Annotated in this window: 21 protein-coding genes; 8 read left to right on the top strand and 13 right to left on the bottom strand. The window is 70.9% G+C overall.

The annotated features are described in order from the left end of the window. Positions 1 to 27: 27 nt before the first annotated feature. The gene (locus tag ABZ208_RS00440; protein WP_356907351.1) at positions 28 to 489 is read left to right on the top strand and encodes a type II toxin-antitoxin system PemK/MazF family toxin; all 462 of its coding nucleotides are present in this window, start codon (positions 28 to 30) and stop codon (positions 487 to 489) included. A 460-nt stretch (positions 490 to 949) separates the two neighbouring features. On the opposite strand, the gene ABZ208_RS00435 is transcribed toward ABZ208_RS00440, so the two are convergent. The 5 genes from ABZ208_RS00435 to ABZ208_RS00415 form a co-directional block, all read right to left on the bottom strand. Next, positions 950 to 1,900: a cysteine synthase gene (locus ABZ208_RS00435; RefSeq protein ID WP_328400152.1), complete on the bottom strand. Its 951-nt coding sequence runs from the start codon at positions 1,898 to 1,900 to the stop codon at positions 950 to 952. Next, positions 1,900 to 2,178: a MoaD/ThiS family protein gene (locus ABZ208_RS00430; protein WP_356907350.1), complete on the bottom strand. Its 279-nt coding sequence runs from the start codon at positions 2,176 to 2,178 to the stop codon at positions 1,900 to 1,902. Before ABZ208_RS00430 ends, ABZ208_RS00435 begins: the two co-directional genes overlap by 1 nt. Before the next feature lie 95 nt (positions 2,179 to 2,273). Next, positions 2,274 to 2,390, bottom strand: coding sequence for a putative leader peptide (locus ABZ208_RS00425; protein WP_328400148.1), 117 nt, complete (start codon positions 2,388 to 2,390; stop codon positions 2,274 to 2,276). A gap of 281 nt (positions 2,391 to 2,671) precedes the next feature. Further along, on the bottom strand, positions 2,672 to 3,094 hold the full coding sequence (locus ABZ208_RS00420) for a M67 family metallopeptidase (RefSeq protein ID WP_356907349.1): 423 nt from the start codon (positions 3,092 to 3,094) through the stop codon (positions 2,672 to 2,674). Between the two features lie 62 nt (positions 3,095 to 3,156). Next, entirely contained in the window at positions 3,157 to 3,813 is a 657-nt protein-coding gene (locus ABZ208_RS00415) for a TetR/AcrR family transcriptional regulator (RefSeq protein WP_356907348.1), read from the bottom strand. 105 nt (positions 3,814 to 3,918) lie between these two features. Between ABZ208_RS00415 and ABZ208_RS00410 the strand changes: the two genes are divergently transcribed. Both ABZ208_RS00410 and ABZ208_RS00405 read left to right on the top strand, forming a co-directional pair. Beyond that, positions 3,919 to 6,153: an MMPL family transporter gene (locus ABZ208_RS00410; RefSeq protein ID WP_356907347.1), complete on the top strand. Its 2,235-nt coding sequence runs from the start codon at positions 3,919 to 3,921 to the stop codon at positions 6,151 to 6,153. Next, on the top strand, positions 6,150 to 6,875 hold the full coding sequence (locus tag ABZ208_RS00405) for a DUF2993 domain-containing protein (RefSeq protein ID WP_356907346.1): 726 nt from the start codon (positions 6,150 to 6,152) through the stop codon (positions 6,873 to 6,875). The genes ABZ208_RS00410 and ABZ208_RS00405 overlap by 4 nt, the downstream gene beginning before the upstream one ends. Before the next feature lie 57 nt (positions 6,876 to 6,932). Here the strand turns inward: ABZ208_RS00405 and ABZ208_RS00400 are convergent, their stop codons facing one another. The 3 genes from ABZ208_RS00400 to clpS form a co-directional block, all read right to left on the bottom strand. Next, a complete protein-coding gene (locus ABZ208_RS00400) occupies positions 6,933 to 8,375 on the bottom strand; it encodes an amino acid permease (RefSeq protein WP_356907345.1) in 1,443 nt (480 codons plus the stop codon). Between the two features lie 327 nt (positions 8,376 to 8,702). Next, complete coding sequence (locus ABZ208_RS00395; RefSeq protein WP_356907344.1) at positions 8,703 to 9,296, bottom strand: DUF2017 domain-containing protein; 594 nt, start codon at positions 9,294 to 9,296, stop codon at positions 8,703 to 8,705. Next, positions 9,296 to 9,607 (bottom strand): ATP-dependent Clp protease adapter ClpS, encoded by a 312-nt coding sequence (gene clpS / locus ABZ208_RS00390; RefSeq protein WP_356907343.1) that lies wholly within the window; start codon positions 9,605 to 9,607, stop codon positions 9,296 to 9,298. The genes ABZ208_RS00395 and clpS overlap by 1 nt, the downstream gene beginning before the upstream one ends. A gap of 92 nt (positions 9,608 to 9,699) precedes the next feature. On the opposite strand from clpS, the gene ABZ208_RS00385 reads away from it, so the two are divergent. Both ABZ208_RS00385 and ABZ208_RS00380 read left to right on the top strand, forming a co-directional pair. Further along, positions 9,700 to 11,028, top strand: coding sequence for a nicotinate phosphoribosyltransferase (locus tag ABZ208_RS00385; RefSeq protein ID WP_356907342.1), 1,329 nt, complete (start codon positions 9,700 to 9,702; stop codon positions 11,026 to 11,028). 168 nt (positions 11,029 to 11,196) lie between these two features. Next, positions 11,197 to 11,784, top strand: coding sequence for a nicotinamidase (locus ABZ208_RS00380; RefSeq protein WP_356907341.1), 588 nt, complete (start codon positions 11,197 to 11,199; stop codon positions 11,782 to 11,784). Between the two features lie 28 nt (positions 11,785 to 11,812). Here the strand turns inward: ABZ208_RS00380 and ABZ208_RS00375 are convergent, their stop codons facing one another. Then, on the bottom strand, positions 11,813 to 12,127 hold the full coding sequence (locus tag ABZ208_RS00375) for a hypothetical protein (protein ID WP_356907340.1): 315 nt from the start codon (positions 12,125 to 12,127) through the stop codon (positions 11,813 to 11,815). Between the two features lie 123 nt (positions 12,128 to 12,250). After that, a complete protein-coding gene (locus ABZ208_RS00370) occupies positions 12,251 to 14,668 on the bottom strand; it encodes an immune inhibitor A domain-containing protein (protein ID WP_356907339.1) in 2,418 nt (805 codons plus the stop codon). A gap of 372 nt (positions 14,669 to 15,040) precedes the next feature. Here ABZ208_RS00370 and ABZ208_RS00365 point away from each other — a divergent pair, with 372 nt between their 5' ends. Beyond that, positions 15,041 to 15,397, top strand: coding sequence for a hypothetical protein (locus ABZ208_RS00365; RefSeq protein ID WP_356907338.1), 357 nt, complete (start codon positions 15,041 to 15,043; stop codon positions 15,395 to 15,397). A gap of 1 nt (position 15,398) precedes the next feature. Here the strand turns inward: ABZ208_RS00365 and ABZ208_RS00360 are convergent, their stop codons facing one another. Further along, the gene (locus ABZ208_RS00360; protein WP_356907337.1) at positions 15,399 to 16,130 is read right to left on the bottom strand and encodes an RDD family protein; all 732 of its coding nucleotides are present in this window, start codon (positions 16,128 to 16,130) and stop codon (positions 15,399 to 15,401) included. An 87-nt stretch (positions 16,131 to 16,217) separates the two neighbouring features. Next, on the bottom strand, positions 16,218 to 17,678 hold the full coding sequence (locus tag ABZ208_RS00355) for an RDD family protein (protein ID WP_356907336.1): 1,461 nt from the start codon (positions 17,676 to 17,678) through the stop codon (positions 16,218 to 16,220). A 244-nt stretch (positions 17,679 to 17,922) separates the two neighbouring features. Between ABZ208_RS00355 and ABZ208_RS00350 the strand changes: the two genes are divergently transcribed. Then, the gene (locus ABZ208_RS00350; RefSeq protein ID WP_356907335.1) at positions 17,923 to 18,375 is read left to right on the top strand and encodes an SsgA family sporulation/cell division regulator; all 453 of its coding nucleotides are present in this window, start codon (positions 17,923 to 17,925) and stop codon (positions 18,373 to 18,375) included. Positions 18,376 to 18,442: 67 nt separating this feature from the next. Here ABZ208_RS00350 and ABZ208_RS00345 read toward each other — a convergent pair whose 3' ends face one another. Next, positions 18,443 to 19,810: an FAD-linked oxidase C-terminal domain-containing protein gene (locus ABZ208_RS00345; RefSeq protein ID WP_356907334.1), complete on the bottom strand. Its 1,368-nt coding sequence runs from the start codon at positions 19,808 to 19,810 to the stop codon at positions 18,443 to 18,445. Positions 19,811 to 19,919: 109 nt separating this feature from the next. Between ABZ208_RS00345 and ABZ208_RS00340 the strand changes: the two genes are divergently transcribed. Further along, the gene (locus ABZ208_RS00340; protein WP_356907333.1) at positions 19,920 to 21,710 is read left to right on the top strand and encodes a tetratricopeptide repeat protein; all 1,791 of its coding nucleotides are present in this window, start codon (positions 19,920 to 19,922) and stop codon (positions 21,708 to 21,710) included. Positions 21,711 to 21,811 lie beyond the last annotated feature (101 nt).

Genomic DNA, 21,811 nt, shown 5'->3' with positions numbered 1-21,811 from the left:
GCATGTGGGCGACGGTACCGTCTGGGTATGGATACGTCCTGGTGGCTCGCGGTGGCCGCCGTGGTCGTGCTGGCTCTGGTCGCCGCCGTGATGGACGGCCGCGGGCGCGGTGCTCGCCGGCCCGGTGGGCGTGTACGTCCGCCGGGGCGGCCGGGTGAGCGGGCACGCAGGCCGAAGACGGGCCCGGAGCCGGGTGAGATCTGGTGGGCGGAGGTGCCCTACGAGGACCGGCCGGGGGCGAAGGACAGGCCGTGTCTGGTGCTCGCGGTGCGAGGCCACACGGCGCTGGTCGCCAAGATCACCAGCCGGTATCACGACGAGCGCCCGGGTGTGATCGCGCTGCCGCCGGGGACGGTGGGCGATGCGGAGGGACGGCCGGGCTTCCTGGAGACGGACGAGCTGCGGGATGTGCGGGTGGGGGAGTTCCGGCGCCGCGTGGGAGTGATGGATCCGACGGTCTGGGACCAGGTGAGTCACCTGGCCAGTTGACGGGTTGGCCCGGTCCGGGGGCGATCTGGGCAGGGGCCGTTGGTGGCTGCTGTGGGTGGGTGGTTTCCACGGGGCGGGCCCCTCGTGCGGGGCGGCCCGGTGCCTGCCGTGGCGGCTGTCCAGATACAAGGTGGCGTGTGGCCCACGGGAAAGCGCACCACGGGGCGGGGCCCCTGGCATCGCCGGCACAGACCGGGCCAGGGAAGGACAAGCCCCGGGCAACGCCGCGCCCAGCAAGAGGAAACCCACCACCGGACAACAACCCTCAACGCCCCCGGCACGGACAGGCCCCAGGCAACGTCAGGCCACCAACGCACCCGGCACAGGCCGCCCAGAAAACGTCACAGCACGGACCGGGCCCAGGCAGGACGAGCCCCGGGAAACATCAGAGCAGCCCCGGGGAAACCACACCGGGCAACAACCACCAACGCCCCCTGGCACAGCCAGGCCCCGGGCGACGTCAGGCCCAGAGTTGACCTTGTAGAGTCTCGATCGCCGCCTCCGTCGTCTCAGCCGTGTAGACGCCCGTCGACAGGTACTTCCAGCCGCCGTCGGCCACCACGAACACGATGTCCGCGGACTCGCCCGCCTTCACGGCCTTGTTGCCGACGCCGATCGCCGCGTGGAGCGCCGCGCCCGTCGAGACGCCCGCGAAGATGCCCTCCTGCTGGAGAAGTTCCCGGGTGCGGGTGACCGCGTCCGCGGAGCCCACGGAGAAGCGGGTGGTCAGCACCGAGGCGTCGTACAGCTCGGGGACGAAGCCCTCGTCCAGGTTGCGCAGCCCGTAGACCAGGTCGTCGTAGCGCGGCTCGGCGGCGACGATCTTGATGTCGGGCTTCTGCTCGCGCAGGTAGCGGCCGACGCCCATCAGCGTGCCCGTGGTGCCGAGACCGGCCACGAAGTGCGTGACGGAGGGCAGGTCGGCCAGGATCTCCGGGCCGGTGGTGGCGTAGTGGGCGCCCGCATTGTCCGGGTTGCCGTACTGGTAGAGCATCACCCAGCTCGGGTTCTGCCCGGCGAGCTCCTTGGCGACGCGCACCGCCGTGTTGGAGCCGCCGGCCGCCGGGGAGGAGATGATCTCCGCTCCCCACATGGCGAGCAGGTCGCGGCGTTCCTGGGAGGTGTTCTCCGGCATGACGCAGACGATGCGGTAGCCCTTGAGCTTCGCGGCCATGGCCAGGGAGATGCCCGTGTTTCCGCTGGTGGGCTCGAGGATGGTGCAGCCCGGGGTCAGCCGGCCGTCCTTCTCCGCCTGCTCGACCATGTGGAGCGCAGGGCGGTCCTTGATCGAGCCGGTCGGGTTGCGGTCCTCGAGCTTGGCCCAGATCCGGACGTCGTCCGAGGGGGACAGTCGCGGGAGCCGGACCAGCGGGGTGTTGCCGACCGCCGCCAGCGGGGAGTCGTAACGCATCAGCGCATTCCGCCGGCCACGGCCGGGAGGATGGTGACGCTGTCGCCGTCGGCGAGCTTGGTGGAGATGCCGTCGAGGAAGCGGACGTCCTCGTCGTTGAGGTAGACGTTCACGAAGCGGCGCAGCTGACCGCCGTCGACGATGCGCTCCTGGATACCGGAGTGGCGGGACTCGAGGTCGGCGAACAGCTCGGCAAGGGTGTCTCCGGTGCCCTCGACGGCCTTGGCGCCGCCGGTGTAGGTGCGGAGGATGGTCGGGATGCGGACCTCGATGGCCATGACGTGGGCTCCTGTCGGAAAGGGTGGCGTCGGTGCGCGCGGCTCTGGCCCCCGCGCGAGGGGGTGGTGCGGGCAGTGCGCCGGGGACGGACGGGTCAGGCCGCGGCGTGGGCCGTACACATCGCGCTGGCGAGGCGGCACAGATCGACGTGCAGGCGCGCCACGAGCAGCACGGTGCTCGGCGTCTTGTCGCTCACGTCGTGGAAAACCATGCGGTCATCGTATCGATTCCCGGTCCGTGCTCCGGAATGTGATCTCGCATACCGGACGCACTCTGCTCAGGATGCGGGCTGCGGGTGGCGGGTGACCGAGGATCTGCGGGCCGCGGGACGGCCGGTGACCTCGGCTTCGACCTCCCGGACGCCGGGCTGCGGCTCGGCGTGAGTACTTCTTCCGGAGTGCCGGGGCGATGCTCCGGCCGCACCTGGGCGCATGCGGCCGGTCGCATCACTCGAGCCGCCGGCTGAGGCGGGGTCCACCTCACCGGCGGGGATCAGTACGCCTCGACGACCTTGACTTCTTCTTCGGTGATCTCGCCGTCCAGGATGCGGAACGAGCGGAACTGGAAGGGGCCCTCGCCGTCGGTGTCGGCGGTGGAGACCAGGACGTAGTGCGCGCCGGGCTCGTTGGCGTAGCTGACGTCGGTGCGCGACGGGTACGCCTGGGTCGCGGTGTGCGAGTGGTAGATGATCACCGGCTCTTCGTCGCGGTCGTCCAGCTCCCGGTAGAGCTTGAGCAGGTCGCCCGAGTCGAACTCGTAGAACGTGGGCGAGCGGGCGGCGTTCAGCATCGGGATGAAGCGCTCGGGGCGGCCGCTGCCCTCGGGTCCTGCGACCACGCCGCAGGCCTCGTCGGGGTGGTCTGCGCGGGCGTGCGCCACGATCTGGTCGTAGAGGGCCTGGGTGATGGTCAGCATGCTGACGAGAATAGGCGGCTCGTCAGCGCTTCTGAGATCCGGGGACCAGCCGGTGAGACTGCTCATGAGGCCGGCGCGGGCGGGTCGGTGGCGGCGAGCAGAGCGTGCACGGTGGTGTCCATCGCGCGGCGGGCCGCCTCGGTGTCCAGGCCGACGCTGCGCAAGTGGTACCAGGCCCCCCAGGTGGTGGCCGCGTCCAGCCCGTTGAGGAGGTCCGCCCGGCGCTCATCGGGCACCCGGTCGAGCTCCAGGGCGAAGACCTCGGCCAGTCGGCCACGGGCGAAGTCCTGGACCTGCCGGGTGGCCTCCTCGACGCGCTCGGACGGCTGATCCCGACGCAGGATCGCCAGCCGGGCCGGGGTCATCCACTCCAGGATCCGGGCGCGCTGTTCGGTGAGCGCCGCCACCCGTGCCGTTCGCGGGCCGTCGGTCGGCAGCGGCTTGATCTGCGCGATCAGCTGCTCCAGCCGCCTTGTGATCGCGGTGTCCACCAGCTGGTCCATGTCGGCGAAGTGATGGAACACCAGGCGCCGGGAGACACCTGCCCGCCCGGCGACCCGGTCCGCCGGGAATTGCGACTCGCCCTCGTCGAGCAGAGCCAGCAGGGCGTCGGCGATCTTCTGCCGGGTCTGCCGCCCGCGCTCGGTACGGCCGTCCGGAGCGCGCTCCGCAGGGCCCTGCGCGTTGTGCGCCGGACGTCGGACGGGCTGCTTCTCCACGGTGTACCTCCCCGGTCTTCCCGTTGACATTGTTGCACTAGCGATGCAACGGTTCCGATTGCACGCCGAGTGCAATGAGTTCCGTACGAGAGGGCTGCATTCCTCATGCTCCTGTCCGTCGGGCGCTGGTGCGCCCGCAGACCCAAGCGCACCGTGGCCGCGTGGCTGCTGCTGCTCACGACCCTGGCCGTCGCGGTGGGCGCGTTCGGGAAGGTCACCACCGAGGCCGTCACCATCCCCGGCAGCGACAGCCAGGCGGCGCGCGACGCCGGCGAGGCGTTCGCCGACTCGGCCTCCGGCCGGCAGCCTGTCGTCCTGTACGCGCCCGCCGGCGAGGCACCCCTCACCTCGGCCGCACAGCGGCAGGCGGTCGAGCGGGCGGCACAGGCCGTCGCGGAGCTGGACCATGTCGTCGCCGTCGCCACGCCCTACGATCCGGCGGGCGGGACCGCGCTCAGCTCCGACGGACGCACCGGCAGCATCTCGGTCGAACTCGACCTCACCGGGCGCGACATCACCCCCGGAATCACCCAGGGCATCCTCGACGCGGCCGCTCCGGCCGCCGAGGCCGGCATCGAGGTCACCGCCGGAGGCGATCTCGCGGCAGCCGCGGACAAGGGCTCCACCGGCCACAGTGAGGTCATCGGGCTCGCGGCCGCCTTCGTGATCCTCGCGGTGGGCTTCGGCACTCTCGTCGCGGCCGGGGTGCCTCTGCTCACCGGCGCGCTCGGACTCGCCGTCTCCCTCTGTGCGATCGGCCTGGTGGGGCACCTCGTCGACATGCCCTCCTCGGGCACGACGATCGCGGCGATGATCGGCCTCGGCGTGGGCATCGACTACACCCTGTTCTGCCTGACCCGCTTCCGTGAGCTGTCGGCAGCGGGCGCGGGCACCGTGGACGCGGCCGCGCGCACCATGGCCGGTTCCGGCAGGGCCGTGGTCTTCGCGGGCTGCGCGGTCGTCGCCGCCCTCGCCGGTCTCGCTCTGGGCGGGCTGCCGTTGCTGCACGCCCTGGCGCTCGCGCCGGGCATCGCCGTACTGGTCGCCGTTGCGGCCACGCTGACCCTGCTGCCGGCCGTGCTGGCGTTGCTCGGGCCGAGACTCAGTCCGAAGGCCACCCCTCGGGGGCCGGCAGGTCCGGGCAGCGGCGCCACTGCCCGCCCCCGCGGCTGGGGCCGCATCGCCGGGTACGTCGCCGCACGGCCGTGGCGCTGCCTCGCGGCCGGTCTGGTGCTGACCGGCGTACTGGCCGCGCCCGCCGCCCAGTTGACCTTCGGCCAGCTGGACGCGGGCGACAGGGCCGTGGGGACGGCGAGCCGTACCGCGTACGACAGGCTGACCGCGGCCTTCGGACCTGGTGCAAGCGGACCGCTCCAGGTCACCGACACCCTTCCCTCCCCGGCGGCCACCCCGGGCGACACCCGGATCGCGTCGGTCTCCGCCGCCCTGCGGGTCACCCCCGGCGTGGCCGCGGTCGGACCGGTCGAGCTGAGTCCCGACGGCAGCCACGCGCGCTGGCAGGTCACCCCGGCCACCGCGCCCGGGGACCCGGCCACCGCCGACCTCGTGCACCGGCTGCGGGACGACACGCTGCCCGATGCCACCGCCGGCAGCGGTCAGGTGACCCATGTCGGCGGCCCCACGGCTGCCCAGGCCGACCTCAACGAGCGTCTGGCCCGGCGGATGCCGCTGGTGGTCGGTTTCGTCCTCGCCGTCGCGGGGCTGCTGCTCCTTGTGGCCTTCCGCTCCCCCGTCGTCGCCGTGAAGGCCGCGGTGATGAACCTGGTGTCGGTCGCCGCCGCCTACGGGGTGCTCACCGCGGTCTTCCAGTGGGGCTGGGGTGCGCCCCTGATCGGCCTGGAAGGGCCCGTACCGATACCCGGCTACGTCCCGCTGCTGATGTTCGCCGTGCTGTTCGGGCTCTCGACGGACTACGAGGTGTTCCTGCTCAGCGCCGTCCGGGCGGCCTATGTCCGCGACGGCGACAACCGGCGGTCGGTGATCAGCGGGCTGGCCGGCACCGGGCGGATCATCACCTCCGCCGCGCTGATCATGGTCAGCGTCTTTCTGAGCTATCTGCTGTCCGACGATCCCGTGGTGAAGATGTTCGGCATCGGCCTTGCCACGGCCGTGGCTCTGGACGCGACGGTCGTCCGCGGCATTCTCGTCCCGTCCACGATGGTCCTGCTCGGCCGGGCCAACTGGTGGCTGCCCGCATGGCTGGACCGGCTGTTGCCGCACCTGGACATCGAGGACGACGGGAGCGGTCCGGCTCCGGCCCCGCCCGCGCCCGACGCGGCTGCGGGCAGCGCCCTGGCGAGCAGCGGCGGTGCGTCATGAACCGCACCCTCACGATGAACCGCACACTCGCGCACCTGCGCGGGCGGCGGCTGTGGACCGTGCTGGGGCTCAGCACGGTGCTCGCCGCGCTGCCCGTCGCCGACCGGGTCGCCGCGGCTCGCGCCGAGGCAAGGCTCGCGGACCGGATCGCGCACGGACAGAGCGCGGTGGTCGGCACCCCGCAGGTGCAGATCGACGCGTTCCCGTTTCTGCTGAGCGCGGCCGAGGGGACCTTCTCCAGGGTCGAGGTACGGGCGGACGCCGTCACCGGCGAAGGACGGCCGGTACAGGCGGCGGTGGAGCTGCGCGACGTCCGGGAGGAGGCGGGTGGGTACACGGCGGCGCGCGCGGACGCGCGGTTCACCGCGCCCTTCGGATCGCTCGTCACCGGCCTCGGCCCGGACGCGTCGCTGTCCGCGGCCGGCTCCCGGCAGGTGCGGATGGACCGCGTGGTCCTCGGTCTGCCGCTGTCCGTCACGGCCGAACTCCGGCTCGCCGGACGCACCGTCACGATGGTCCCGGTCGCCGCGTCGTTCGCCGGCCGGCAGATCGACCCGGCCGACCCGCGTGTCGCCCAGGTCTTCGCGGGCCGGGAGCGTGCCGTGCCGGAGCTGCCCGCCGGTCTCGGTCCGACGGATGTCTCGGTCACCGGCGCGGGCGTGACGCTGCACGCCCGCGGGGACGACGTCCGGCTCACCCGGGACCCTTCCGGGACCGTGTGAGCCGGACACGCGGGCCGGATCATGCCGGGCGTACGGCCAGGCATGATCCGGCGGCGCTCAGCGGCCGACGGTGTCCGTCTTGAGCTTGTCCTCGGCGTACTTCTTGGCCTTCCTCTGCAGAGCGAGGTAGCCGACGCCCGTGATCAGCGCCCACACCGGAACTCCCGGCCACAGCGCGGTCCGCGCGCCCTCGTCCATGCCCATCATCACGATGACCATGCCGATGAAGGCCAGCGCGAACCAGCTGGTGAAGGGGGCACCCGGCGCCTTGAAGGTCGACTGGGGCAGCTCGCCGCGGTTCGCCTTCGCCCGGTAGCGGATCTGGCAGACCAGGATCATGATCCAGGCCCACATTCCGGAGATGGTCGCGAAGGAGACGACCTTCTCGAACGCCTCGCCCGGCCACTGGTAGTTGATCCAGACACCGAACATCATCAGCAGGGCCGAGAAGGTGGTGCCGATGAGCGGCGTGCCGCTCTTGGTCAGGCGGGTGAACAGCTTCGGGCCCTGGCCGTTGAGCGCGAGGTCGCGCAGCATGCGGCCGGTGGAGTACATGCCCGAGTTGCAGGACGACAGCGCTGCGGTGAGCACCACGAAGTTGACGATGCCGGCGCCGACGGCGAGGCCCATCTTGTCGAAGGCGGCGACGAACGGCGATACGCCCGGCTCGAAGTTGGTCCAGGAGACCACCGAGAGGATCATGATCAGCGCGCCGACGTAGAAGACGGCGATACGCCACGGGACGGTGTTGATCGCCTTGGGCAGGGTCTTCTCCGGGTCCTTGGACTCGCCGGCGGTGACGCCGACCAGCTCGACCGCGAGGAAGGCGAACATCACGATCTGCAGGGTCATCAGGGTGCCGCCGATGCCCTTGGGGAAGAAGCCGCCGTCGGCCCACAGGTGGGTGACGGACGCGGTGTCACCGGCGTCGGAGAAGCCGAGGGTGAGGATGCCGAGGCAGATCAGGATCATGCCGATGATGGCGGTGACCTTGACCATCGAGAACCAGAACTCGAGCTCGCCGAAGAGCTTCACGGAGATCAGGTTGGCGCCGTAGAGGACGATCGTGAAGATCAGCGCGGAGACCCACTGCGGGATGTCGAACCAGTACGTCATGTACTGGGCGGCCGCGGTGACTTCGGTCATTCCGGTGACGACCCAGAACAGCCAGTACGTCCAGCCGGTGACGAAGCCCGCGAAGGGCCCCACGAACTCTCGCGCGTACTCGGAGAAGGACCCCGAGACGGGGCGGTACATGAGCAGTTCGCCCAGGGCCCGCATGATGAAGAAGATGACCAGGCCCGCGATGGCGTAGGCCAGGATGAGGCTCGGTCCGGCCATCGAGATGGCCTTGCCCGCGCCGAGGAAGAGGCCGGTGCCGATGGCACCGCCGATCGCGATCATCTGGATCTGCCGGGCTCCCAGTCCGCGCTGGTAGCCCTCGTCCGCGCCCGCGGCCTCTTTGCTGTCGTTGTGCTGGTCGACCTGCATTGAGGTCATGGTGATGCGCCTTTCTCCATGCTGATCCGCGCCCGCTGCGTAGCGTGGCCGCGGATCAGGTCCTGATCCCCCCGGATGTGGATGGAGTGCCGCCGGCGGTCTGCCGGCCCAAGCGCCCCCGGGCACATGGGTGGCGTCCCCGGGCGGTCGTGAAGATCTATCACGCCCGAAATGTTGATCCACTTGGACGGATGTGGCCCACGCCACAGGAAGAAGCGGACAAAACAATCGCGACACCGCAAGGCAGGCCGCCGCGGTGACGCGATCGTTATCCGGATTTGAGTGTCCGCTGAGCGAACAGGCGATGGCCGTGCACCGTCGCACCGGTCACGGCATCAGCGTCTCCACAAGGGTCTCCTGGAGGGCGCCGAGCCACAGGTAGGCCATCACCATCGGCTTGCGCGGATCGGAGTCCGGCAGCCGGTACAGCGCATCGTTCTCGTCCTCGTCCCCGACATCCAGCCGCGTGCCGATGGTCAGCCGCAGGTCGTTGAGCGCGCCGAGCCAGTGCTGACAGTCGTCGGGGCCGAGTTCGAGCACGGCCCCGCCGTCGCCGGCGGCGTTGAGGGAGTCCAGGGTGCGCACCACAGCGAGGGCGTCGTCGCGCTTGCGTGAGCGCAGGTCGGTCTCGGTGAAGCGCCGGAACTCGGCGGAACGGGCGAGCAGTTCGTCGTCCTGCGTGTCGGCTTCCGGGCCTCCGTACGCGTCCGGGAAGAGCCGGGCGAGCGCCGGGTCGGAGGGTGCCTCACTGGGCCCTTCGGCGAACAGGGCGGCCAACGGGTCCTGGCCCTCGATCGCCTCTTCTCCGGGTCCGATGAGCTCCAGCAGCTGGACGGCGAGTGAGCGCAGGATCGAGATCTCGACCTCGTCCAGCGCGACGGCAGCGCCGCCGCCCTTGAGCGGCTCGAAGTGGGAGGCCATCAGAAGCGGTCCTGGGAAAGCGTGGCCCACAGTCCGTAACCGTGCATCGCCTGCACGTCGCGTTCCATCTCCTCGCGGCTGCCGCTGGAGACGACCGCGCGTCCCTTGTGATGGACGTCGAGCATCAGTTTGTGCGCCTTGTCCTTGGAATAGCCGAAGTACGCCTGGAAGACGTAGGTGACATAGCTCATCAGGTTGACCGGGTCGTTGTGCACCAGCGTCACCCAGGGCACATCGGGTTCAGGGACGGCGAACGTCTCCTCGGCCGACTCAGGTCGTTCGATCTCTACGGGCACAGTCACTCCACCCATGCTGCCACCCGGGAGGCCGTGTCGCACAAACGGCCCCGCCGAACGGAAGGACATCTCGTCAGTCTGACGAGATGTGCGCTAGCATGATGGTCATGAACACTGCGGACCTTGGGCTGCCGGTGGATGTTCCGTCGACCGCGCTCTTCACCGACCAGTACGAGTTCACGATGCTGCAGGCGGCACTGAAGTCGGGCACCGCCCACCGCCGCTCCGTCTTCGAGGTCTTCACCCGCCGGCTGCCCGAAGGCCGCCGGTACGGCGTGGTGGCCGGGATCGGCCGCGTCCTGGACGCCGTGGAGAACTTCCGCTTCGACCCCGGCGTGCTCGCCTTCCTGCGCGAGCAGGACATCGTCGACGAGCCCACCCTGAAGTGGCTCGCCGACTACCGCTTCAGCGGTGACGTCTGGGGCTATCCCGAGGGCGAGGTGTACTTCCCCGGCTCGCCGATCCTGCGGGTGGAGGGCTCCTTCGCCGAGTGCGTGCTGCTGGAGACCGTGGTCCTGTCGATCCTCAACCACGACTCCGCGATCGCGGCCGCGGCCTCGCGGATGTCGGCGGCAGCCGCCGGACGCAGGCTCATCGAGATGGGTGCGCGCCGCACGCACGAGCTCGCCGCGGTCGCCGCCTCACGCGCCGCGTACATCGGCGGCTTCGACTCCACGTCCGACCTGGCGGCCGGGTTCCGCTACGGCATCCCCACCGTCGGCACCAGCGCACACGCCTTCACCCTGCTGCACGACACCGAGCGGGGCGCCTTCCAGGCGCAGGTGGACTCGCTGGGACGCGGCACGACCCTGCTGGTCGACACCTATGACGTGGCGGAGGCGGTCCGTACCGCCGTGGACGTCACCGGTCCCGAACTGGGCGCCGTGCGTATCGACTCCGGCGACCTGTTGCTGGTGGCGCACCGGGTGCGCCACCAGCTGGACGAGCTGGGAGCCGTCAACACCAAGATCGTGGTCACCTCCGACCTGGACGAGTACGCGATCGCCTCGCTCGCCGCGGCGCCGGTGGACGCGTACGGGGTGGGCACCCAGCTGGTCACCGGCAGCGGGCACCCGACCTGCTCGATGGTCTACAAGCTCGTCGCCCGTGCCCGGTCCGCCGACCCGAAGGCCCCGCTGCAGGCAGTGGCGAAGAAGTCGCTGGGCGGCAAGACGTCGATCGGCGGCCGCAAGTGGGCCGCGCGCCGGCTGGACGGAGACGGGGTCGCAGAGGCCGAGGTGCTGGGGACGGGGGCCGTCCCGGACTCGCTCGCCGACCGGCAGCTGCTGGTGCAGCTGATCAAGGGCGGCGAGAGCGTCACCCGCGAGCCCCTGGAGGCGGCACGCAGGCGGCACTTCGAGGCGCGTGCGGGTCTGCCGCTCTCCGCGACCCAGCTCTCGCGCGGCGAGCCCGTCATCCCTACGGAGTACGTGTGAGCCGCTGCGTACGGGGCAGCGGGGGCTCAGGAGGTGTACGAGGCACGTGCCCCGGCCCGCGGGGACGCCCTCTCCCGTACGGCCTCGCGAGTCTCTACGCTCGTTAGCGTCGCCCGCCTGTTTGTCCGAACCTGTTGCCGCCGACCCGCCCACCGAAGGACACCCGCCATGCACCGCGCCTTGATCGTCGTGGACGTCCAGAACGACTTCTGCGAAGGCGGCAGCCTCGCGGTGTCCGGCGGTGCCGACGTCGCAGCCGCCATCACCGACCTCATCGGCCAGGCCCAGCCGGGCTACCGCCATGTGGTGGCCACCCGTGACACCCATGTCGACCCGGGCGGCCACTTCTCCGCACAGCCGGACTACGTCGACTCCTGGCCGGCGCACTGCGTCGCGGGTACGGAGGGTGTGGGGTTCCACCCGAACTTCGCCCCGGTGGTCGCCTCGGGTGCGATCGACGCGGTCTTCGACAAGGGCGCGTACGCGGCGGCGTACAGCGGCTTCGAGGGCACGGACGAGAACGGCGCGACGCTTGCCGAGTGGCTGCGCGAGCGCGGGGTCACCGAGGTGGACGTGGTCGGCATCGCCACCGATCACTGCGTGCGGGCCACGGCGCTGGACGCGGTGCGCGAGGGCTTCGCGACGCATGTCCTGCTGGACCTGACTGCGGGGGTCGCCGAGGCGACGACGGACCGCGCGCTGAAGGAGCTGCGCGCGGCGGGCGTGGAACTCACGGGCAAGCCGGTGGTGGCGTAGCGCTGCGCGGGGGCGTGCCCCTACCCGGCTACGCTCCGGCTGCCGGGGAGCGCATCAGCGCGCGTATCGGGTGCCACAGCTCAGGACCCGCGTGCTGGGTGCGCCACAGCAGACCGTCCGGGTGGTGCAGCACCGCCGTGATCTCGTCCGGGGTCGGAGGCTCCGCGTTGCCCCGCAGGTAGACCGCCCGCAGGCCCAGGTTCCGCAGCCGTGTCAGCGCCCTGGCGCGGTTGGCCGCATGGACCAGGAAGCGTACGGTGCTGCCGTCGCCGGCCGGGTTCGGCAGGCTCAGCGCCACCACGACACTGCCGCCTGGCAACTTGCAAAAACCTCCGCCGGGCATGCGGAACCACTCCCCCGTGAGCTGGTCTGTCAATAAGAACTTCGTCAGACGCACCTAAACACGATCGGCCGCCGCCCGCTAGAGGGCGACGGCCGATCACGTTCTGACCTGCGGTGATACCAATCAGTTGGTCGACGGACCAACCTTGACGGTGATCGTCTCGCCGCTGCGCGGCTCCTTCACGATCGAGATCTTGGTGTTGGTGTCAGCGACCTTCACGCTTGCGGTCGGGTTCTCCTCGTACCAGTAGACGCCCTTGCGGTCGTCGAAGACGGAGACGCCCTTCTGCGACTTGATCATCTGCGGGATGTCCGCGTTGTGCAGCTTGAAGCGGTCGGTGGCGTACAGGCTGAACGGCGAGTCGAACGTCTGGATCTTGTTCCGCATCAGCTTGCCGTCGGTCCACTTCAGCGGCTTGGCGTGGGCGTCCACCGGAAGGATCAGACCACGGCCCGGGTGGGCACTGGTGTTGTTGTCCTTCTGGGAGGTGTCCCACAGCCAGACCATCAGGCCGTTCTGGTACGGGTAGTGCTCGACCCAGCCGTCCTTGGGCGCCTTGAAGCCGAAGTTGTACGGGCCGACCTGGAGGGTCTTGTCGTACGACACGTACTGACGGTTCTCGGCGATGTAGTACTGCTCGTACTCCTGGGTGAAGGACTCACCGATGCGGGAGAAGCCCTTCGCGGTCCACCCGGCGTCGTCACCCTCGGCGTTGTCCGAGAACAGCGGGGCGCCGTCGGCGTTGATCGTGAGGGCGTCGGCCGCGAAGCCCTTGCCCGCCACGCCGCCGTCCGACTGGTAGCGGAAGCGGAGGTCGACCTTCTTGCCCGCGTAGGCGTCCAGGGGGTAGACGAGCTTCTTGTACGCGCCCGACACACCGGTGAGGGCAGGCGAGTCGCTGCCGTCACGGGTGATCGCCTTGCCGTCGGCCGTGCCGTCCAGCGGCGTCCAGTTGGCACCGCCGTCCGTCGACACCTCGGCGTACAGGAAGTCGTAGTCGGCCTCGATGTCCCACCAGCCGGAGAGCTCGAGCGAGCCCTTCGACTTGCCGGTGAGGTCGACGGAGCGGGTCAGGGTGTTCTTGAGGTCGTCACCCATGTCGCTCCACCACTGCTTGGAGCCCTCGGCGGGCTTCACGACAGTCGTGGTGACGGGCTTCTTGGGCAGCTCGACGACGAGCGCCTGCGGGCGCTTGGTGTTGTACTCGGCCACACCCAGCGTGTGCGTCGACTTCGTCGCCGCCTTGCCCTTGGTGTAGTTGAGCCAGCCCAGCTGCAGCTTGTCCCAGGCCGTCATGTCGCCGGGCAGGTCACCGATGGAGTCCTTGCCCTCGCCGAGCCAGGAGCCGGCCGACATCAGGGTCCAGAAGCCGGTCGAGTTCTCGCCCTTGCCCGAGGTGTCGTAGTGGTCGGGCAGACCGAGGTCGTGACCGTACTCGTGGGCGAAGACACCGAGGCCGCCGTTCTCGGGCTGCATGGTGTAGTCGCCGACCCAGATGCCGGTGGAGCCGATCTGGGTGCCGCCGGCCTTGTTGTTCGCCGGGCCGGTCTTGCCGGCGTCGGTGCCGTAGGCGTACCAGCGGTGGGCCCACAGGGCGTTCTCGCCCTCGGCGCCGCCGCCGGCCGACTCGTCCTCGCCCGCGTGGACGATCTGGAAGTGGTCGATGTAGCCGTCGGACTCGTTGAAGTTGCCGTCGCCGTCGAAGTCGTAGCGGTCCCACTGGTCGTACTTCGCCAGCTCCGCCTTGACCTCGGCGTCGGACTTGCCCTTGGCCTTCTGGTCGGCGACCCAGGCCGTGACGCCGTCACGGACCGTGTCCCAGACGTTGGCGCAGTTGGAGTCGCCGCAGTAGTTGGAGCCGTAGCGGGCCTCGTTGTAATCGACCTTGACCCAGTCGGAGACGCCACCGTCGACCGAGTAACGGCCGGACGAGGTCTTCTCGTAGTAGGTCTTCAGGGACTCCTTCTTACGGCCCTTGCCGTCCTTGCCGGTGCCGAAGTAGAGGTCCTGGAAGTACTTCTGGTTGAAGTCCGCCTGCCAGGCCGTCGAGTTGTCGACCTTGCGGTCCGGCTTGGCGATCTTGTTGTGCAGCGGGCCGGGCGTGCCGCCGTACTTCTTGACGGGGGCCTCGGGCCCCTCCGGGCCGTCCGGGTCGAACATCGTGGTGTCGTCGACCTTGTCGCCGAACTCCACCAGGATCGTGAAGATCTTGTCCGTCTGCTCACGGCCGAGCTCGACGTACTTCTTGTCGTCGAGCTTCACGACCTTGGACGCGCCGCGCTGCTGCACGGCCGCGTCGCCGGATATCACCTGCTCGAGCGCGGCCTGGCGCTGCTGGTCCTGCTGCTTGCTGAACGGGCCCTCGAGGTCGTGCTCGACATGGGCCTTCTGCGGTGCCGGATCGCGCCGCTCTATTCCGGCCGGGTCCGACGACTTCTGGCCGTCGGCCTGAGCGGTGCTGAACGCCGCGCCCGTCGCGGTGGTCGCGGCAAGGGCCACGAGAACCGCGGACGCTCTGAACGTCCGTCGCTTGCTGGTCACTTGATGGTGTCCTCCCCCGCGCCCCGTCGCCACGGACCTATGTGGGGTTGTCCGCGCGCGGTGACGCGTCACAAGTGACGACATTCGACCGGAGTTGCCGAAGAAAAGACAGTCCTTGACTTAGACCGGCCAACTGCACTATGCAGGAGTAGAGTTCCGGATTCCGGACGATGTCGAATCCGGACAAGCGGCGCACATTCCTCACGAGTTGGCTGTGTGAATGATTCGGTGCGCCCCCCCATGCTCCGGCACCGTGGGTTAGGTCACGCTTACTGCTGGTTCCGCCCGGGCATTCACCGTCGTAGAGTCTTTTGCCAGTGTGCGAACTGGCTTGAGACTCCCCCTGACCCTGTCCCGAGGACGGATACCGTCATGCCGCGTCCGACTGCCGCACAGCTTGCCTATGGTTCGGCCACCGTCGTCCTGTCGACCGTCGCCCTCCTGCTGCTGACCCGTACCACCAGCGGCTTGGCCGTCGCCGCCATCGGTGTCGCCGCCATGATGCTCGGCCTGCTGGTCGCGGTCGCCCTGCCGATGGGCCGGGCCACCCGCCCCGCCGCCCGTACGAAGGGCGCCACCGCCACCGCCGCCGGTGCCTCGGCCCCGGCCGGCGTCGCGGCCCCTTCCGCTTCCGCCACCTCCTCGGACGGGCTCACCCCCCGGCCCCCGGCGCCGCGTGCACGCGCCGGGGCCCAGGTCGCAGCGGGCCGCATATCGCTGCGGCGCTGAGCTACGCGGCGGAGACCACCACCGTCTTGGCCGCCTTGTCGTGCAGTCCCTGGCGGTAGGGCCGGTCGGCAATGACCGTGATGATGATGACGAGCCACCAGACGCAGAAGCAGCACAGCAGCGCGGGCACCCAGAGCACGGTGGCGCGCAACAGCGCCGCGCTGGTGTCCGGGGTCCGGCCGTCGTTGAGCATGGCCACGCGCAGCTTCATGATGCTCTTGCCGAGCGTCTGACCGTTGCGCTTGGTCAGGAACGTGTCGTAGCCGACGTAGGCGACAACGGAGATCAGCGACCACAGCCACTGGCGGCCGGTGTTGACCTGGTTCGTGATCTCGTCCCAGCTGTCGCCGTCCGTGGCCATGTCGAAGCCGCCGGCGGCCCATGAGATCAGACCCAGCGGGATGGCGATGATCAATACGTCGATGAGCCGGGCGAGGAACCGCTTGCCGAAGTCGGCGAGCGGTGGCATCCCCGCGAGGGGGTCCGCACCGCCGTACGGACCGCCATAGGCATTTCCGCCCCCGTACGGCGGGGGCTGCCCGGCACCGCCGGCGCCGCCCTGGCCACCGTACGGGGAGCCTCCGCCCTCGCCCTGGCCGTACGGAGACCCGGCGGGCGGACCCTGTCCCGGCCCCGGTCCCTGCGGTTCCTGGGGCGGCTGCGGCTCCTGTGGCTTCTTCCGGAAGGGGTCTTCCTCGGGCGGCTCGCCGGGCGGCGGCTGAACGTTGCTCATGGGGGCAGTGCACCCCGGCCCGAAGGGCCCCGCAACGGCTCGCGCGCGTTCGGGGGAACGCCTCCGGGGCGGCGTACGGCGCCCGGGTCAGCTCACGAACGTATGCGCCGTCTTGTCGTGCCAGCACTGCCGCCAGGGACGGTCGAACAGGCACCACAGGACGTTGACCACGCCGATGACGAGCAGGCCCAGCACGCTGTAGAGGAGCCAGCGGCGCAGCGCCGCTCCGAACGTGGGCGGCTCATGGGACTCGATGTCCATCACCTTGACGCCGCACAGCTTCTTGCCGAGCGTGCGGCCCCACTTGGCGGTCGGCAGCGCCTCGTACAGCACACCGAGGAGCAGCAGCGCCCCGAGGACGATGCCGAGGTGGACCGCGGTGGTGCCGTCGATCAGCCACACGGTCACCGTCTCACCGGACAGCTTGGCCGCCTCGATCTTGTCGTCGATGTGGGCGCGGGCCTGGGCGAAGACCGGTACACCGACGGCGCCGACGAGCGCGCCGAGCAGCAGCGTGTCGACCAGGCGGGCGGCAAAGCGCTTGCCGAGCGATGCCGGGCGGGCCGCCGCCTGGGCCTGGGCGGCCTGCAGGAACGGGTCGTTGACCGGCGGCTTCCAGGGCACGACCGGCGGCTCGCCGGCTTCGGACAGGGGGCCGGGCCGGCCGAGTTGGTGGACCTGCTGCGCCCAGGAGGCCGCACCGCCGCCGACTCCGCTGCTGAGGGGCGCCTGTGACTGCGGCTGCGCCGGCTGTGCCGGAACCTGCTGGTCCGCTGCCGCTGCTGGGGACGGGGTCTGCGGCTGCTGCGGGGCGGGGGCAGGGGGGGTGCCGGGGGTCATCGACCGGACGGTCATGCCGTCGCCCTGCCCCGTGCCCGTGCCGGGGCGCTGCGCGCGGATGGTGACGGTGCTTTCGGCGGGCGGCTGGGCGTTGCGGCTCAGGGCGTCCTCGGCGCCGCCTGTGCCGGCCCCTGCCCCCGTCCCGGCGCCGGGCTTCGGTCGCAGCGCGCGGATGGCGACGGTGCCGTCGACAGGCGGTTCACCCCCGCCGGGGGCGGCGGCGCTCACCGAGCGCACGCCGGGCAGGGCGCCGCCGGTCGGGTCGACGGGGTTGCGCGGATCGGCCGCCGGTGCGGACGGTCCGGGCTGTGCGGGCAGGCGCGGATCCTGCCCGCCCGTGCCAGTGCCGCCCCAGGAGACGCGGTTGTCGCGGTCGCCCCCGAAGCCTGCCTGGCGCGACGCGTCGGCCTGCCAGGCGCTTGCGGGCTCGGGACGCATCGGCTGCTCGGACGGGGTCGCGGAACGCGCGGACGCTTGGCCGGGATCCTCGTCGAGGAAGACCGGGCCGGTCTCCTCGACCGCGGCCGGGGCGTGGGCCGCGGAGCCGGGGGCCGCGGGCATCGCCTCGCCCGAGGAGGGCGCGGGCCTGCTGGTGCCTGGCACCCAGGCAGCGCCGTTCCAGTACCGGACATATCCAGGAATGGACGGGTCCGGGTAGTAGCCGGGTGTGGGGCTGCCGTCGCCGGTTGCCGGGGTTGGGGCGCTCATCACCGTGGTCCCGTATCTCCTCGAGCCGCAATTCAGGGCTCCACATCTATCAGACCGCCGCGCGCCGCTGGGCCAGTCCCGCCGGAACGGCCACTTTCCGGTCACTGTCCGATCACAGAAAGTTGTTGCCGGAAGTCGCGTCATCGCCGCGCGGGAAGCCGCTCTCCGTAGGTGGGACCCGTTCACCGGTCCCGGCAGAACAGCCGACAGAACCGCAGGACGAGCGGAAAGGAAGAGCACTCCGATGCACACCGTGGTGGAACGCGAACTCGAGCTGGATCTGGTGCTGTCGCCGGAGCACAGCATTGCCGTCCCGACCCGGCTGACCTACCGGACGGCCGACCCGTACGCCGTGCACATCAGCTTCCACATCCACTCCGAGCACCCCGTGAACTGGACCTTCGCACGTGAACTGCTGGTGGAGGGAGTGTTCCGGCCGAGTGGCGACGGCGACGTACGGCTCTGGCCGACCAAGCGCAACGGGTGCAACGTCATCCTCCTGGCGCTGAGTTCACCCGACGGGGAGGCGCTGCTCGAGGCCTCGTCCGAGGTGGTGTCCGCGTGGCTGGAGCGGACGCTGCGCGTGATTCCGCCGGGCTGCGAGTCCGAGCGTCTCGGTATCGACGACGCTCTCGCCGAACTGCTCGCCCCCACCGTGGCCGACGACCGTCCGCAGGATCAGGATGTGGACGGCTGAGCAGAACGGCGGCGTGTCCCGGGCGTATGCGGGTGCACGCGGCGACCGCGATGCACCCGGCGACGGCTCAGAAGAGCTTGCCCGGGTTGAGGATTCCGAGCGGGTCGAACGTCTGCTTGATGCCGCGCTGCAGCTCCAGCCCCACCGGGCCGAGTTCACGGGCCAGCCACTCCTTCTTGAGCACGCCGACGCCGTGTTCGCCGGTGATGGTGCCGCCCAGCTCCAGGCCGAGCGCCATGATCTCGTCGAAGGACTCGCGGGCGCGCCGGGACTCGTCGGGGTCGGTGTGGTCGAAGCAGACGACGGGATGCGTGTTGCCGTCGCCCGCGTGGGCGCAGACGCCGATGGTGAGGTCGTACTTCTCGGCGATGGCGGCCGTGCCGTCGATCATCGCGCCGAGCTTCGAACGCGGTACGCAGACGTCGTCGATCATCGTGGCCGACTTGACGGTCTCCAGGGCGGTGAGGGACAGCCGCCGTGCCTGGAGCAGCAGTTCGGACTCGGCGACAGTCTCTGCGGGGACCACCTCGCTCGCTCCCGCCGCCTCGCACAGCGCGCCGACGGCAGCCAGGTCGGCGGCGGGTTCGGGGGTGTCGAAGGCCGCGAGGAGCAGCGCCTCGGTCGACTCGGGCAGGCCCATGTTGGCCAGCTTGTTGACGGCATGGACGGTGGTGCGGTCCATGATCTCGAGGAGCGAGGGGGTGTGCCCGCCCTCCATGATCGCGCAGACTGCGTCACAGGCGGCGGCAGCGGAGGGGAACTCGGCGGCCAGGACCAGCTGCGCCGGCGGCTTCGGACGCAGCGCCAGGACGGCTTCGACAACGATGCCGAGGCTTCCCTCGGAGCCGACGAAGAGCCTGGTCAGGTCGTAGCCGGCGACGCCCTTGGCGGTGCGCCGGCCGGTCGACATCAGCCGCCCGTCGGCGAGGACGACCTTCAGTCCGAGGACGTACTCCGCGGTCACGCCGTACTTGACGCAGCACAGTCCGCCCGACGCGGTGCCGATGTTCCCGCCGATGGTGCACATCTCCCAGCTGGAGGGGTCCGGCGGGTAGTAGAGACCGTGTTCGCCCACGGCACGCGACAGCGTCGCGTTGACGACACCCGGTTCGACGACCGCGATCCGGTCGACCGGGCTGATCTCCAGGATGCGGTCCATCTTGGTCAGCGACAGCACGATGCAGTCGTCGGAGGCGTTGGCGGCGCCGGACAGCCCGGTGCGGGCGCCCTGGGGCACCACGGGCACCCGCAGCTCGGTCGCGGTGCGCATGACGTGCTGCACCTGTTCGACGGTGCGCGGCAGGACGACGGCGGCGGGGGTGCCCGCGTCGCAGAAGCTCGCCATGTCGTGCCCGTACGAGACGGTGACGTCCGGGTCGGTGATGAGGGCTTCGGCAGGGAGGCCGGCGCGCAGTCGCCGGAGAAGATCGTCCATGCCCTTCAGCCTGACACCAGGGGCCATCGGTGTGAACCCGTGTGCGTTCCGCCGGGCAGCTCCGAGTGTGTTCTTCGTATTGACATGCCGCTGACGCACAGTGAGCGCCATGAAGAGCGAAACCCTGAAGAAAGCCGCAGTCAGCACGCTGGTCGGCGCGACGCTGGTGACCGGGGTGGTCCTGCTCGCGCCCGGTTGGGGCGACAACCCGCATCCCTCGCCGGGGGCGGTGGCGCGGGCGAGGGCGGCGGCGGGCACGGGCGTCCCCGCCTCCCTGCCCGATCTGTCCGCGCTCATCGCCGACCGCGAACGGTGGCTCAGCGATCACCCCCGCGACGACGAGTCATGGGCGGTACTGGGGGCTGCGTATGTGGAGCGGGGCTCGCGGCTCGCGGATTCGGAGCAGTACCCGAAGGCGGAGCGCGCACTGAAGCGCTCGCTCGATGTGCTGCCGGCCAAGGAGGGCAACACGGATGCGCTGATCGGTCTCGCGGCGCTGGCCGCCGCCCGGCACGACTTCGCGACGGCGCGCACCCTGGGCGAGAGCGCGGTCCGGCAGAAGCCGAGGCGCTGGCAGGCGCATGCGGTGCTGCTCGACGCCTACAGCGGGCTCGGCAACCACAAGGCCGCGGGCAGGGCGCTGGACACACTGCGGAAGCTCAGTTCGGGCCCGCAGGTGCTGGAGCGTGAAACGCAGATCTACTGGGAGCGCGGCCGGCGCGAGGACGCGGCGGCGGTGGCGTACGACGCGGCGGCGAAGGCCGCAACCCCGGTGGCTCGAGCGGCGGCACTGCACCAGCTGGGCGAGCTGGTGTGGGAGCGGGGCGAGCCCGCCGAGGCCGTGCGCACCTTCTCGGCGGCGCTGGACGCCTCGCCGGAGAGCCACCGCTCGTGGGCGGGCCGGGCCAGGGCGCTCGCGGCCCTGGGGCGCACCGACGAGGCCGTCCGCGACTACCAGGAGGCGCTCTCCCAGGTGCCGTTGCCCGAATACGCGCTGGAACTGGGCGAGTTGTACGAGTCGATTGGCCTGGACGGGGACGCGACGACGCAGTACGAGCGGCTGCGCGAGCTGGTCGAGGACGCGGCCGCCGACGGAGTCGACAACGATCTGGTCCTGGCGCGCCTCGAGGCGGACCACGGCGACCCGCAGGAGGCGGTGCGCACGCTCCAGGCCGAGTGGCGGAGCGGGCACCGGAGCATGTACGTGGCGGACGCGATGGCCTGGGCCCTGTACAAGGCGGACCGTCCGAAGGAGGCACTGCCGTTCCTGAAGCCGGTGGCGGCGCCTGGCATGCGCAGCGCGCTGTTCGCGTACCACCGGGGGCAGATCGAGCGGGTGCTGGAGGACTACGGTCCGGCGCGACGGCACCTGGAGGAGGCGCTGCGGATCAACCCGGACTTCTCGCCTCTCTTCGCGCCGCGGGCCAGGGAGGCGCTGAAGGCACTCGGCGAGCCCCCCGCGGGTGGGCCGGACGACATGTTCGGCGACGACGCCGACGGTGAGTTCACGCTGGACACGAAGGGCCAGGAATCACGCGAGGCGTCGGGGGAAGAGGCGGCCGGGCGGCCGGAGGAGGGGTCCGGCAGGGAGCCGGGTTCGGGCTCGAGCTCGGGTGAGGCCACGGGCGGGCAGGCCGGGACGGCGGGCGTGAGCCCGCGGCCGGGGACTCCGGAGCCGGCTCCTGCGCAGTCCTCTCCCCCGGTGCCGCCGTCCGCGGCAGCCGCTCCGGGCAGCCCGGGGACATCTGCGCCGGGCACGTCCACCGCGCCGCCGGGATCGGCCAGGACGGCCGCGCAGATCGACCCGGAGCCGCCCGCCCGCTCCGACGCCGGACCGGCGGGCGCGGCGGGCTCCGTACCGGCATCCGGGGCGTCGCCCGCGGCACCCGTCGGCAACTGACGCGGGAGCCGGTGCCCGTCGCCGTTGTGCGCCGCCGTCGTCCCTCGGCAGCCGTGCGGCCCCACGGATGGTCCGTGGGGCCGCAGTGACGGGACCGGCCG

It is taken from the genome of Streptomyces sp. NPDC006208, from assembly GCF_040613775.1.
GTDB lineage: Bacteria > Actinomycetota > Actinomycetes > Streptomycetales > Streptomycetaceae > Streptomyces.
Note: the sequence above shows the minus strand (reverse complement) of the source record. Positions and strands in the feature narration are given on the sequence as shown.

Coding starts and splice junctions, on each gene's coding strand:
- ABZ208_RS00440 (WP_356907351.1), top strand. CDS start 28: ATGGATACGTCCTGGTGGCTCGCGGTGGCCGCCGTGGTCGTGCTGGCT.
- ABZ208_RS00435 (WP_328400152.1), bottom strand. CDS start 1,900: ATGCGTTACGACTCCCCGCTGGCGGCGGTCGGCAACACCCCGCTGGTC.
- ABZ208_RS00430 (WP_356907350.1), bottom strand. CDS start 2,178: ATGGCCATCGAGGTCCGCATCCCGACCATCCTCCGCACCTACACCGGC.
- ABZ208_RS00425 (WP_328400148.1), bottom strand. CDS start 2,390: ATGGTTTTCCACGACGTGAGCGACAAGACGCCGAGCACCGTGCTGCTC.
- ABZ208_RS00420 (WP_356907349.1), bottom strand. CDS start 3,094: ATGCTGACCATCACCCAGGCCCTCTACGACCAGATCGTGGCGCACGCC.
- ABZ208_RS00410 (WP_356907347.1), top strand. CDS start 3,919: ATGCTCCTGTCCGTCGGGCGCTGGTGCGCCCGCAGACCCAAGCGCACC.
- ABZ208_RS00405 (WP_356907346.1), top strand. CDS start 6,150: ATGAACCGCACCCTCACGATGAACCGCACACTCGCGCACCTGCGCGGG.
- ABZ208_RS00400 (WP_356907345.1), bottom strand. CDS start 8,375: ATGACCTCAATGCAGGTCGACCAGCACAACGACAGCAAAGAGGCCGCG.
- ABZ208_RS00395 (WP_356907344.1), bottom strand. CDS start 9,296: ATGGCCTCCCACTTCGAGCCGCTCAAGGGCGGCGGCGCTGCCGTCGCG.
- clpS (WP_356907343.1), bottom strand. CDS start 9,607: ATGGGTGGAGTGACTGTGCCCGTAGAGATCGAACGACCTGAGTCGGCC.
- ABZ208_RS00385 (WP_356907342.1), top strand. CDS start 9,700: ATGAACACTGCGGACCTTGGGCTGCCGGTGGATGTTCCGTCGACCGCG.
- ABZ208_RS00380 (WP_356907341.1), top strand. CDS start 11,197: ATGCACCGCGCCTTGATCGTCGTGGACGTCCAGAACGACTTCTGCGAA.
- ABZ208_RS00375 (WP_356907340.1), bottom strand. CDS start 12,127: ATGCCCGGCGGAGGTTTTTGCAAGTTGCCAGGCGGCAGTGTCGTGGTG.
- ABZ208_RS00365 (WP_356907338.1), top strand. CDS start 15,041: ATGCCGCGTCCGACTGCCGCACAGCTTGCCTATGGTTCGGCCACCGTC.
- ABZ208_RS00360 (WP_356907337.1), bottom strand. CDS start 16,130: ATGAGCAACGTTCAGCCGCCGCCCGGCGAGCCGCCCGAGGAAGACCCC.
- ABZ208_RS00355 (WP_356907336.1), bottom strand. CDS start 17,678: ATGAGCGCCCCAACCCCGGCAACCGGCGACGGCAGCCCCACACCCGGC.
- ABZ208_RS00350 (WP_356907335.1), top strand. CDS start 17,923: ATGCACACCGTGGTGGAACGCGAACTCGAGCTGGATCTGGTGCTGTCG.
- ABZ208_RS00345 (WP_356907334.1), bottom strand. CDS start 19,810: ATGGACGATCTTCTCCGGCGACTGCGCGCCGGCCTCCCTGCCGAAGCC.
- ABZ208_RS00340 (WP_356907333.1), top strand. CDS start 19,920: ATGAAGAGCGAAACCCTGAAGAAAGCCGCAGTCAGCACGCTGGTCGGC.